Here is a 12,919-nt window from a genome sequence, read left to right as displayed (position 1 = left end):
CGATTTTTTAAACGTAATTGTGATGAAATCGGACAAGTTAGGAGAAGAATAATAATAATATTGAGGAGAAATACATACGATGGAAGGGTGAAAAGCATGTTTAATAAAATATTTCTTATAGTAGCACTTATAGGTGTACCACTATCTGTACTTGGAAAAACACTTCATTGGCCAGAAACAATTATGTTCGCTGTGTATTGTATTACGATTATCGCGTTAGCTGGTTTTATGGGGAGAGCAACAGAGAGTTTAGCAATTGTATCTGGTCCTAGAATAGGCGGATTATTAAATGCTACTTTCGGTAATGCTGTTGAACTTATCATTTCAATTTTTGCACTTCAAGCAGGGTTAATTGAAGTGGTGTTAGCTTCTTTAACGGGTTCTGTACTTGGAAATTTATTATTAGTAGGAGGACTATCCTTCTTTGTAGGTGGACTTAAATATAAAAGGCAAAGCTTTAACGTTTACGATGCAAGGCATAATTCAGCTTTATTAATATTTGCTGTTGTCGTGGCCTTTGTTATTCCAGAGATCTTTTCAATGAAGATGGACGCTGGCAAGACGTATCAATTAAGTATAGGTGTTTCTATTATTATGATTATCATGTACATTGCTGCATTACTATTTAAGTTAGTTACGCACCGTGGTGTATATCAACATAAAAGTGACGAAGTAGCGCATGAAGAAGAGCCAGAGTGGTCGAAAGGGAAGGCACTCCTTATTTTAGCGATAGCAACACTGGCGGTAGCTTATGTATCAGAGGCGCTCGTGCATACTTTTGAAACTGTTGCAAAATCATTTGGTTGGTCAGAATTATTTATAGGGGTTATTATCGTTGCAATTGTTGGAAATGCAGCGGAACATGCATCTGCAATTATTATGGCTTATAAAAATAAAGTAAATATTGCAGTCGAAATTGCAATAGGTTCTACATTACAAATCGCCATGTTTGTTGCTCCTGTACTAGTATTGCTATCTATGTTCTTCGCGCAGAGGATGCCTTTAGTATTTACCATACCAGAACTTGTATCTATGATTACAGCCGTTTTCTTAACGATTGCGATTTCAAATGATGGAGATACAAACTGGTTTGAAGGCGGCACTTTACTAGCGGCGTATGTCATTATGGGAATTGGTTTTTATTTATTATGAAAAATAGGCATAACAATTGTGCTCAGAGAAAACAATAAACAAAGTAGTATATATACCTTTACATAGGAAGGAGCCAGACAGGTGAAACGAGTATACAGCATATGTCTTTCAACTATGGTCTCGTTTATTTTATTATTTCCTAACATGAGTTTTGCAAAGACAACAGTAGGAACAAAAATGCCTTCATCTGTTTTAAATATTTCAAAAGACAATACATTTCCAAATGATGCGCAAGATTTGCCACGTTTACAGCCAAGTAAGTTTGCTCAAGAACTATTGAAAACAGCTAATATTAAAATTGAAAATCCAGACTTAATTCGGATGTTTAATGAAACGACAATTTCAAATGCGCCGCTTGCAGTAGGGTACCGGGCAAAAATTTATTTAGGTCAATGGGCTTTACATTATGAATCAGTAGACACATCGATTAATTGGGAATATAAACAAGTGAATCGAAATGTGTATGATAATCGCGGAGGAGACCGTTTATATCCACTTCGCTATAAGCAAGAAACACAAAAGACGGTTGAAGGCGATTTAACAGCAGATATGAAAGATGCTGCAGATGTGAAAAAAATGATGCTTCTCAAAGCGCTTGAAAAAGTACAATTGCCCCTTTCGTTTAAAACAACTATTGGTTATGGTACTGGACATGAGCGTGTGTATAATATTAGTCCGAGTCAACTCGGATATTTATACGCTTATACACCAGCAGTAAATGAAAAGGGAAAAGTAACATTTGGAGAAGTGTATCTTGTATTAAAGGGAAATCAAAAAAGACTTGTTGTGAAAAATATTACTTCTCAAGGAATTGGAGCGGCGATTCCAATTCATGATCATTTATTTTTTAAATTCATTTCTTCTTCCCACTCGCAATAACATAAAAAAACGTCAGCTTATAAGCTGACGTTTTTTTATAATGTAATGTTTGCTGTTTTTGATAAGAAATCTTCTGTCGGATAGTAGCTGTTTTTTACAAGAACATTTGGTCCAAGACATTTTACTGCAGGACAGTGACAGCTTAATGATTTTGCTGTTTTTGAAGCACTCCATTTGTCATATGCTTCTTGTAATGTGTTTGTTTGTATGTTTCCTAGAAGTGGAACATCACCAAAGTCCGTCACAATAATATTTCCATCGAAAATATTTACATTTAAACGAGAACGGCCATCTGGATCGTTACGAACGGTTACATTTTTGCTCTCTTGTAATTTTTTAAATGTGGCAATGTCTCGCTCGTCATCGCTACAAGCATAGAAAGGTAAAGTTCCAAATAACATCCATACATTTTCATCGCGAATTTCTAGTAAATGCTCAATCGCATCACGAATTTCAGCTTTTGTTAAAATCTCTAGATTACTCGCGAAGTCACTTGGATACATTGGGTGAACTTCATGACGTTTACAGCCCATCTCTTCGACGATTTGGCGGTGAATATGTTCAATATGTGGTAGAGTTCTTTTGTTTAACATTGTTTCGGCAGATACAAGTACACCTGCATCTGATAGAGCCTTACTATTTGTAATCATTCTTTCGAATAATTTTGCACGTTGTTCGTAAGTAGGTTTACGCTCCATCATTGCAAATCCGCCTTCAACGAAGTCATCAATTGTTCCCCAGTTATGAGAGATATGCAACACGTCTAAATAAGGAATAATTTGTTCGTAACGTGCTAAATCTATAGTTAAGTTAGAGTTGATTTGAGTGCGAACGCCTCGTTCATGGGCGTATTTTAAGAGTGGTGTTACATAGTTGTCGACGGATTTTTTTGAAAGCATAGGTTCTCCGCCAGTAATACTTAAAGAACGTAAATGAGGAATCTCATCTAATCGTTTTAATAAAAGATCCATCGGAAGCGGATTTGGGTCTTTCGGCTGTAACGTGTAACCAACAGCGCAATGCTCACAGCGCATATTGCATAACGTCGTCGTTGTAAATTCAACATTTGTTAATAGTAGTTTGCCGTACTCTTCAAGGTCCATATACGCTTCCCATGGATCGTAAGAAGGAGTAATCGGCTTCATTTTTTGTGATATCGTCATATGAAATACTCCTTTGACTATTGAAATAACAATTTGTCCATTCTCTATAATAGAAGAATATGTGCTTTTTATAAAGTGAAACTTTTTAGCATGAAAAGAGAGAGGGCTTACATTATAGTGGATGACTGTGACAAAATTGGTGAAATTTCATGCCCATAGCAATCATTTTTGCGGTATAATAAAAGCAACTCGAATTAAAAGGAGAGTGCCTTCATGGGAAAAGCAATTCAAGATAAAGATACACAATTAGTATATTTAAAAGAGCGTTTAAATATGTTCATTGAAGTAATTGATACAATTGAACCTGAAGAAGTAGAATTAGAAGATGTAGATCGTCTTCTTGCAATGTTAGATGAATTAGAATTAAAATGTGAGCAATTTAAAAAAGACGAATAATATATTAAAAAGGCTGCCAATTCCAATTTGGTAGCCTTTTTCTGTGCGGATAATAGAAGGACGATAGAAAAAGAGGTATAATCAAGTTGTGAAAAATTTCATTTATGCTTTAATAGCGTGAAACAAATAAAAAGCTAAAGAGCATAACAATGGAATTTTCAGCTCATAACGTTTTGGTAGCGTTCACAATTGAGGGGGAAGTAACAATGGAAAAGCTTCAAGAAAGCATGTATCAACTAATTGTTGAAACGTCAACGAACTTACCGAAAGATGTTCGTCGTGCGATTCAACAAGCGAAAGAGCGAGAAAATGCAGGGACTCGTTCTGCGATGGCACTTGGCACAATTACAAATAATATTAAAATGGCTGATGATAACATCTCACCGATTTGCCAAGATACAGGGATGCCAACGTTTAAAATTTATACACCAGTTGGTGTGAATCAATTAAAGTTGAAGGAAGCTATCTATAATGCGCTTGAGCGGGCGACAAAAGATGGTAAACTTCGTCCAAATTCTGTTGACTCTCTTTTTGGAGACAATAGTGGAAATAATTTAGGACCAGGTACACCGGTTATTAAGTTTGAACAATGGGAAAAAGATTATATTGATGCACGTTTAATCCTAAAAGGTGGTGGCTGTGAGAATAAAAATATTCAATATAGCTTACCGTGTGAACTAGAAGGACTTGGACGAGCTGGCCGTGATTTAGAAGGAATTCGTAAATGCCTTCTTCATGCAGTATACCAAGCACAAGGTCAAGGATGTAGTGCTGGTGTAATTGGTGTTGGTATCGGGGGAGACCGCACATCAGGTTATGAATTAGCAAAAAATCAATTATTCCGTACATTAGATGATGTCAATCCAGTACCAGAGTTACAACAACTTGAAGAGTACGTATTAGAAAATGCGAATAAGCTTGGCATTGGTACGATGGGATTTGGTGGAGAAACAACTTTACTGGGCTGTAAAATTGGCGTGTATAACCGCCTGCCAGCTAGCTTCTACGTATCTGTGGCGTATAATTGCTGGGCATATCGCCGCCTAGGTGTAACAATCCATCCTGAAACAGGTGAAATTATGGATTGGTTATATCAAGAAGGTGAAGATACACTTCAGCATGAAGCACAAGAAAAAACAGAGCAACGTGAGATTGTATTACAAGCACCAATTACAGAAGAGCAAATTCGTGGACTTCGCGTTGGTGATGTTGTAACAATTAATGGCATGATGTATACAGGTCGTGACGCAATCCATAAGCATTTAATGGATAATGATTGTCCAGTAGATTTAAACGGACAAATTATTTACCACTGTGGTCCAGTTGTTGTGAAAGATGACAATGACAATTGGCAAATTAAAGCGGCAGGTCCAACGACAAGTATTCGTGAAGAACCGTACCAAGGCGATATTATGAAGAAATTTGGTATTCGCGCTGTTATTGGAAAAGGCGGTATGGGTGCGAAAACATTAGCGGCTTTAGAAGAACACGGTGGCGTGTACTTAAACGCAATCGGCGGTGCCGCGCAATATTATGCTGAATGTATTAAAGAAGTGGAAGATGTTGATTTCTTACAATTTGGTATTCCAGAAGCAATGTGGCATTTACGCATTGAAGGTTTTAAAGCAGTTGTAACGATGGACTCTCATGGTAATAGTTTACATGCAGATGTTGATAAAACATCACTTGAAAAATTAGCGAGCTTTAAAGAGCCGGTATTTAAATAAACAAAAATGCATCTCGAATCTTTCGAGATGCATTTTTTGGTATATATAGAAAAACATGCACAGCATGAAAGTAAGTAAGGAAACAGAAACTACAGGTACGATTATATATGGAAAGGAGACTATTTATGAAATATAAATGGTTATATATCGGTCTCATTTTTTCAATTATGATGGCACTTGTTCCAGTTTCAACATTGGCTTATACAAATACTCCACATAACTGGGGAATCCCGCGTCCTAAAAATGAAACAGTACCAGATGCAGGAAAGTTATATACGGATTTACTGCAAAAAAATGGCGGGTTTTATTTAGGAGATACGAAGAAAAAAGATATTTATTTAACATTTGATAATGGATATGAGAATGGATACACAGGGAAAATTTTAGATGTATTAAAAGAGAAAAAAGTACCAGCAACTTTCTTTGTAACGGGGCATTACATTAAAACACAAAAAGATTTATTGTTAAGAATGAAGGATGAAGGACACATTATTGGAAATCATTCTTGGAGTCATCCTGATTTTACAGCGGTAAATGATGAGAAGCTTCGTGAAGAATTAACGAGTGTAACGGAAGAAATTAAAAAAGTAACTGGGCAAAAAGAAGTGAAATATGTACGTCCTCCGCGCGGCGTATTTAGTGAAAGAACGTTAGCTCTTACGAAAGAAATGGGCTACTATAATGTATTTTGGTCACTTGCATTTTTGGATTGGAAAGTGGATCAGCAAAGAGGATGGCAATATGCGCATAATAATGTTATGACGATGATTCACCCAGGATCTATTTTATTACTTCATGCAATATCAAAAGATAATGCAGAAGCACTTGCGAAAATCATTGATGATTTGCGCGAGAAAGGGTATCATTTTAAAAGTCTAGATGACTTAGTAAAAAGCAATCAACCGTAAGCATGTATGCTTACGGTTTTCTCATGCTATAATGATGTGTAAAAAGGATGGGGAAACGTATGTGGAGCGAACATGTTACGTTAGAGTATCCGTATCATTTTGAAGAAGTATTAAAACGTTTATCTTTTGATCCTCTTAACGTCATTCAATTAGATGAGAAAGTCATTTATATCCCGCTTTGCATAGAAGAGGAACAGGTTGTTGTTCGCTTACAAGGGATTGGTACTGTTCAAAATCCACAGTTTTGGATTTCTAGTCAGACAGGAGATCCGGAGAAAGTCATGAAACGAATGAGGGCCATTTTTCATTGGAATGAACCGTTTCAAGATATACAAAATCATTTTTTAAACACATCATTACGTCCACTATTTGAAACATATGCTTATACTCCAATTATTTTAGAATTTGATTATTTTGCTTGTCTTCTTCGCTGTATCATTCACCAACAAATAAATTTGAAATTTGCTACTGTGTTAACAGAACAATTTGTGAAACGGTATGGAACAGAGAAGAACGGTGTATTCTTTTTCCCCACTCCGGAAATAGTAGCAAATATTTCAATAGAAGAATTGAGAGAGCAGAAGTTTAGTCAGCGAAAGGCTGAATATATAGTAGGATTAGGTCGAAGTATTGTCAGTGGTACATTAAATTTAGCGAGTATAGAAACTGGGACGGAAGAAGAAGTTTCAGCACAATTGTTGCCAATTAGGGGAATTGGTGCATGGACAGTGCAAAACTTTTTAATGTTTGGGATTGGACGGAAAAATATGTTTCCGAAAGCGGACATTGGGATTCAGCGTGCAGTGCAAGGTATATTTCAATTAGATGATAAACCTGATGATGCATTTTTAGAAAAAGTGAAACAAGAGTGTGAACCATACTGCAGTTATGCAGCGTTATATTTATGGAAAAGTATAGAGTAGAGGTGTAATAATGATACAAAAGCAACATGAGAGTAAGTTGGAAGTTGGTCAAACGTTTCCTGTGACAATTAAACGTCTTGGGATTAACGGAGAAGGCGTTGGTTATTTTAAGAGACAAGTTGTTTTCATTCCAGGGGCATTACCAGGAGAAGAAGTTGTTGCAGAAACAACGAAAATTCAGCGTGGCTTCGCTGAAGCGAAAGTGAAAAAAGTTCGTAAAGCTTCACCGCATCGTGTGAAAGCACCGTGTCCAGTATATGAGGAGTGTGGCGGTTGTCAGCTGCAACATTTAGATTATAAAGAACAATTGAATCAAAAGCGTGATATCGTTGTACAAGCATTTGAGAAGTACATGAAAAACAGTATGGAAGAGAAAATTCGTCCAACGCTTGGCATGGAAAATCCATGGCATTACCGTAATAAGAGTCAATTACAAGTGGGGCGTAAAGACGAAAAGGTTATTACAGGGCTATATAAACAAAACTCACATCAGTTAATTGATATTGCTCACTGTATGATTCAACATAAAGCAACGAATGAAGCGACAAAAGTTGTAAGACGTATTTTAGAAAAATTAAATGTTTCTATTTACAATGAGAAAAAACAAAAAGGTTTAGTACGCACAATTGTAACACGTACTGCAGTTCAAACAGGGGAAGTACAAGTTACACTTATTACAACAAAAGAAGAATTACCAAATAAAGAACAATTTGTTGCAGAAGTACAAAAACAGATGCCAGCGGTTAAATCAATTATGCAAAATGTAAACTGGCGTAAAACATCTGTTATTTTTGGAGATAAAACATTTAAATTAGCTGGAAAAGAAGTAATTCAAGAAACACTTGGCGATTTATCATTTGAATTATCAGCACGTGCATTCTTCCAGTTGAATCCAGAACAAACAATTGTTTTATATGATGAAGCGAAAAAAGCAGCTGCGTTAACAGGCGATGAGAAAATTGTAGATGCGTATTGTGGTGTTGGTACAATCGGACTTTGGCTTGCGAACGATGCAGCGGAAGTACGTGGTATGGATGTAATTCCAGAAGCGATTGCAGATGCAAGAAAAAATGCGAAGCGTCACGGATTTACAAATACGAAATATGAAGCAGGTAAAGCTGAACAATGGTTACCGAAATGGGTAAAAGAAGGATGGCGTCCAGATGTAATTGTTGTCGATCCACCACGTACAGGTTGCGATGATAAATTACTGGAAACGATTTTAAAGGTGAAACCGAAACAAGTTGTGTACGTGTCTTGTAATCCTTCTTCATTAGCACGTGATGTACAAGCATTAATGAAGAGTTATGAAGTGGAGTATGTGCAACCAGTTGATATGTTCCCGCATACTGCGCATGTAGAAAATGTAGTTAGATTAAAGTTGAAATAAGAAGGATTAAAAATGTTGATGTAGTTAACTACATCAACATTTTTTGTTATGCTGGCAGCTAAATCACGTTACGTAATCAATATACATACTTTCTGTATGAAGTATATGAAATTATTTTCTGCATTTGAAAAGAATTTGTAAAAATATACAGTATTCAGATTGTATAGACCACTTTGTATTAATAAATTACAATATGGATGTAACATAGCAATTTTGCTATAGAAAATAAGCTGAAAGGGAGAAGATTTATGAAAAAATGGTTGGCATTGTTTGTTTTTGGGATGGTTTCTTTATTTGCAACTTCTGCACATGCGGAATCATATGAAACAACAAAAACATTAAAAGTATATGAAAGTCGTAGTTTTAATTCGCCTGTGAAAAAAGAACTGCAGCCAGGAGAAAGGGTTTATGTTACAAATCAACATCCTAGTGGATGGTGGAAGATAAGTGGTGGATTTATCGCACCAGAGGGCGCTAAAGTAGAAATTAATCGAACTTTTGAAGCTTTTGATTGGATTAATATGGACAGTGCGAAGTACGTATTTGGTCCTCAAACTGTTATTGCACGTGATGGTACACTAAGAGGTGAAATTTTGATTGATACATATTTGGGGCAGAAGTGGACAAGTGTAAATGGAATGCCACAAATAATGAAGCAGAATTTTGCAGCATACAGTAGCCCTGAAGCTAAAAATCCAGATGCTTGGTTCGCTCCACAAACGGTTAATATTTTGCAGACAAAAGAAAACGGTTGGTCTTTAATTAACACGTATTTAGGGCCAAAGTGGATTGTTCGTTATCCACACGTGGAACATATTAATCGTGATTTTTATGCATACAATGAACCTAAGTACATGCATCACGGTGTGAAATTCTCAGCCCAATCTGTAAGAGTACTTCAACAAGGAGAAAATGGTTGGAAGAAAATTAAGGTTGAGGTTGGAGAAAAATGGATTGCACCACAAGGATCTTATTACCATGTCCCAAATGTATTTACGGCATTTGATCAACCTTTCGGTAGAGCAATCGGTACTTTTGCACCACAAACTGTATTTGTAGTTGAAGAATCTACAACATCATTTGGTTGGTTAAAAATTAGAACATACTTAGGAGATTCCTGGATTCGAACGAATCGTAATTAGTAAATAGATTACTTTATTCCTTTTAGAATGAAGTAACAATATGTTATAGTTCCCTCATATGGAAAAGCTGTATGAGGGATTATATTTTTAGCCCATTAAGACAAGGAGAATACGATGAATAATTATAAATTAACGATTCAGTACGATGGTGCACGTTTTAAAGGATGGCAACGTCTTGGTAATAACGATAATACGATTCAAGGAAAAATCGAAAGTGTCATATCTGAAATGATCGGAAAAGAAATTGAAATTATCGGTTGTAGTAGAACAGACGCTGGTGTACATGCTTTGAATCAAGTTGCTAACTTTCAAAGTGATGAGAAGTTAGTGGAACATAAAGTGAAAAAATATTTAAATCAATATTTACCTAATGATATTAGCATTACGAATGTGGAAGAAGTACATGATCGTTTCCATGCTCGTTACAATTCTAAAGCAAAAACATATCTGTATAAAATTTGGAATGAAGAGCATACAAATCCATTTATGCGTAAATACAGCATGCATGTGAATAAAAAATTAAATGTGAAAAGCATGAAAGCAGCTGCAAAACATTTAGTTGGTTCACATGACTTTACTGCTTTTTCAAATGCGAAATCAAAGAAAAAATCTATGGTTCGAGAAGTATATACACTTGATGTGATGGAAGAGGCAGGATTTGTACAAATTAGAGTAAGTGGGAACGGATTCCTTCATAACATGGTAAGAAAAATTGTTGGGGCATTAATTGAAGTTGGATTAGGACAATTAGATGCTGAAGCAATTCCAAACATTTTAGAAGAAAAGCAGCGCAATCAAATTAATTGTCTTGCTGAGGCAAGTGGGTTGTATTTAGAGAATGTTGAGTTTTAATGGCAAATAAAAAAATCGGGCTAAGTAGCTCGATTTTTTTAGTATTACGAAGATTTCTCGTTTTTTATATGTAGCTTCAAATTCCAAAAAGCAGCAAGCATAATAGCTGCAAAGGAGCCCGAAATTGTTCCTAATAGCTTTGCATAAGGAGAGCTGCTTACATCGGAATTAATGAATAACATCATACAGAGCATGGCAGGGAAAAAGTATAAGTATTGTAATAACTTTAATTTTTTATCATTACTCATATATATAGCCCCTTTCTAGCATGTTATATGTTCATTGTAACATATTTTACCAAATTATTTTTTGCATTTGGAGAAATGTTCATTTCATATGTGTAAATGCAGTTTTTTAATTCGATATTGTAAATTTTGTCTACTTAATCCTAAAAATTTTGCAGCTTGTGAGATGTTACCGTGATTCTCTTTAAGAATTTGATTGATGTAGTTTTTTTCCATTTTTTCTATTGTGTGTTTTAAAGTTTTAGGTGCATCAGTATTGTGATTAGTTAGTGTATGCTGTATGTTGAATTCTTTTTTTATTTGTTCGCGAAAGCGAGTAGGAAGATGAAAAGCTGTAATGATGGTTTCATCTTCTATCAAGTTCATGGAACCTTCAATTATATGTTCCAATTCCCGTACGTTTCCAGGCCAATCGTATGCATAGAAAAATTCACTTACATTTACATCTACATCGGTTACGTTGAGCACGAATTGAGTATTATATTTTTTAATAAAGTGCTGAACAAGAGCTGGAATATCTTCTTTTCTTTCCCGTAAAGGCGGAAGACATAAAGTAACGACGCTTAATCGGTAATATAAGTCTTCTCTTAATCGATCATGTGCGATGGCTTCGAAGGGATCTTCATTAATAGTTGCTATAATACGAACATCAATTTCTTTTTCGTGTGTACCTCCGATTCTTCTTATTGTTTTTTCTTGTATAGCCCGTAGCAACTTAGCTTGAAGAATTGGGCTTAATGAATTGATTTCATCTAATAACAAAGTTCCTCCGTTTGATTCTTCGAATAAACCTGGTTTATCTATTGCTCCTGTAAAGGCACCTCGATTTGTACCAAATAATAGGCTTTCCATTAAGGTATCAGGTATAGCGGCACAGTTTTGTGAAATAAAAGGTTTTGTTGAACGCTGACTTTCATTATGGATGCTTTGTGCAAATAGTTCCTTACCAGTACCTGTTTCTCCTACGAGAAGTATGGAGGAAGATGTACGAATTACTCTTTTTCCTTCTGTAATAATGGATTGAATTGCTTCAGAATCACCAATTATGTGATCAAAGGTAAATTTAGTGCTTTGTTTTCGAGAAGGGCCTATTCTTATTGTTTGCTTTAAGTGACTGATCTCTTTTGATATTTCAATGGCACCTTTAATTTTTCCATTTTCTATTATAGGGAAAGTATCGTTAATCGTTGTAATTTCTTGTCCTTTATTGTTAAAATACGTTTGTTTTATATTTTTCTTTGTTTTTCCAAATTTTAATGCCTCTATAAGAGTACTATTTTTATTTTCTTCAAATGCAAATACCTCTAAAGGACTTTTATATAGCACATCTAAGCGATCCATTGATTCAATTTCCATCATTTTGCGGTTATAGACAATCGTTTTACTTTCCTCATTAATAATATGAATCCCGATATCGAGTTCATTGAGTAAAGTTTCATATAGCATATTCATTTCAATGATCTGTTTAAAATTAATGTCTTCTGTACGCATAGATTATCTTCTCCTCATTTCACCCTATGAAGACTGACTTTTTATAATTTTATTAAAATTCTTATAAAACCGCAAAATTTTTTTGCTATTTTCCTTTTAAAACTTCTCAAATGATAGAAAAATTTTGCGGTTGTGCACGCTTTTTTGTGTGAAACTCTCATTTAATATATGAATCAGAGACTTGGTACGTATTTTGCATAAATAATATTCGAAATCTCTAGAGGGGAGAATATGAATTTTTATAGGATATACAACGTTGCGGTGTCAATTAATAAGAGGGGGAATTTATAAAGTGAAGACAGTTATAGAAGGTGTGTATAGTCCTTGTTATGGAAAAGTAGAGAAGTTATTTGTTACGGAAAGTTCTTACGTATACGAGTGGGAGAAATTAGCGTTAATTGAAACAATAGATAAACAGAAAGTAGAAATTAAGATAGGGATCAGTGGTTATATTGAATCATTAGAAGTAGTAGAAGGACAAGCTATTGCTGATCAAAAGTTATTAATAACAGTAAGGGATGACCTTTTAGTAACAGGCAGTGATTAATGTAAGTGACGTGTAATTTTGCTCTTTTAACTCATTATTTTTACGGTGAATAATTTTAAAAACGCTTACATTAAATGGGTTGGCAAAGTGAAAAGGGGGATTTA

General features: G+C 35.2%; 13 protein-coding genes. 10 read left to right on the top strand and 3 right to left on the bottom strand.

Annotated elements, in window-relative coordinates:
• The first annotated feature begins 96 nt into the window (after positions 1–96).
• Both cax and DN403_RS15045 read left to right on the top strand, forming a co-directional pair.
• On the top strand, positions 97–1,152 hold the full coding sequence (gene cax / locus DN403_RS15050) for a calcium/proton exchanger (protein WP_000482131.1): 1,056 nt from the start codon (positions 97–99) through the stop codon (positions 1,150–1,152).
• Between the two features lie 81 nt (positions 1,153–1,233).
• Positions 1,234–2,031, top strand: a complete 798-nt coding sequence (locus tag DN403_RS15045; protein WP_002083605.1) for a YfkD famly protein — start codon at positions 1,234–1,236, stop codon at positions 2,029–2,031.
• Positions 2,032–2,066: 35 nt separating this feature from the next.
• On the opposite strand, the gene yfkAB is transcribed toward DN403_RS15045, so the two are convergent.
• Complete coding sequence (gene yfkAB / locus DN403_RS15040; RefSeq protein ID WP_000156022.1) at positions 2,067–3,194, bottom strand: radical SAM/CxCxxxxC motif protein YfkAB; 1,128 nt, start codon at positions 3,192–3,194, stop codon at positions 2,067–2,069.
• Positions 3,195–3,407: 213 nt separating this feature from the next.
• Between yfkAB and DN403_RS15035 the strand changes: the two genes are divergently transcribed.
• From DN403_RS15035 to truA, 7 genes are all read left to right on the top strand, one after another.
• A complete protein-coding gene (locus DN403_RS15035) occupies positions 3,408–3,590 on the top strand; it encodes an SE1561 family protein (RefSeq protein ID WP_000513558.1) in 183 nt (60 codons plus the stop codon).
• 206 nt (positions 3,591–3,796) lie between these two features.
• Positions 3,797–5,317 (top strand): class I fumarate hydratase, encoded by a 1,521-nt coding sequence (fumA, locus tag DN403_RS15030; protein WP_000413529.1) that lies wholly within the window; start codon positions 3,797–3,799, stop codon positions 5,315–5,317.
• Between the two features lie 125 nt (positions 5,318–5,442).
• Positions 5,443–6,225 carry a delta-lactam-biosynthetic de-N-acetylase gene (pdaA, locus tag DN403_RS15025; protein WP_000875970.1) on the top strand — a complete coding sequence of 261 codons (783 nt, stop codon included), beginning with the start codon at positions 5,443–5,445 and terminating at the stop codon, positions 6,223–6,225.
• 59 nt (positions 6,226–6,284) lie between these two features.
• Positions 6,285–7,148: a DNA-3-methyladenine glycosylase family protein gene (locus DN403_RS15020; protein WP_000269427.1), complete on the top strand. Its 864-nt coding sequence runs from the start codon at positions 6,285–6,287 to the stop codon at positions 7,146–7,148.
• A gap of 10 nt (positions 7,149–7,158) precedes the next feature.
• Positions 7,159–8,538: a 23S rRNA (uracil(1939)-C(5))-methyltransferase RlmD gene (gene rlmD / locus DN403_RS15015; RefSeq protein WP_000615212.1), complete on the top strand. Its 1,380-nt coding sequence runs from the start codon at positions 7,159–7,161 to the stop codon at positions 8,536–8,538.
• Between the two features lie 248 nt (positions 8,539–8,786).
• Entirely contained in the window at positions 8,787–9,680 is an 894-nt protein-coding gene (locus tag DN403_RS15005; protein ID WP_000758929.1) for a hypothetical protein, read from the top strand.
• 114 nt (positions 9,681–9,794) lie between these two features.
• A complete protein-coding gene (gene truA / locus DN403_RS15000; RefSeq protein WP_001067298.1) occupies positions 9,795–10,532 on the top strand; it encodes a tRNA pseudouridine(38-40) synthase TruA in 738 nt (245 codons plus the stop codon).
• Between the two features lie 44 nt (positions 10,533–10,576).
• Here truA and DN403_RS14995 read toward each other — a convergent pair whose 3' ends face one another.
• Both DN403_RS14995 and DN403_RS14990 read right to left on the bottom strand, forming a co-directional pair.
• Positions 10,577–10,780 (bottom strand): hypothetical protein, encoded by a 204-nt coding sequence (locus DN403_RS14995; protein ID WP_000063865.1) that lies wholly within the window; start codon positions 10,778–10,780, stop codon positions 10,577–10,579.
• Positions 10,781–10,864: 84 nt separating this feature from the next.
• The gene (locus DN403_RS14990) at positions 10,865–12,268 is read right to left on the bottom strand and encodes a sigma-54 interaction domain-containing protein (RefSeq protein ID WP_149185558.1); all 1,404 of its coding nucleotides are present in this window, start codon (positions 12,266–12,268) and stop codon (positions 10,865–10,867) included.
• Between the two features lie 292 nt (positions 12,269–12,560).
• Here DN403_RS14990 and DN403_RS14985 point away from each other — a divergent pair, with 292 nt between their 5' ends.
• The gene (locus tag DN403_RS14985; RefSeq protein ID WP_000859489.1) at positions 12,561–12,815 is read left to right on the top strand and encodes a biotin/lipoyl attachment domain-containing protein; all 255 of its coding nucleotides are present in this window, start codon (positions 12,561–12,563) and stop codon (positions 12,813–12,815) included.
• Positions 12,816–12,919 lie beyond the last annotated feature (104 nt).

It is taken from the genome of Bacillus sp. AY2-1, assembly GCF_008368965.1.
In the GTDB taxonomy this organism is placed as follows: Bacteria; Bacillota; Bacilli; order Bacillales; family Bacillaceae_G; genus Bacillus_A; species Bacillus_A thuringiensis_S.
Note: the sequence above shows the minus strand (reverse complement) of the source record. Positions and strands in the feature narration are given on the sequence as shown.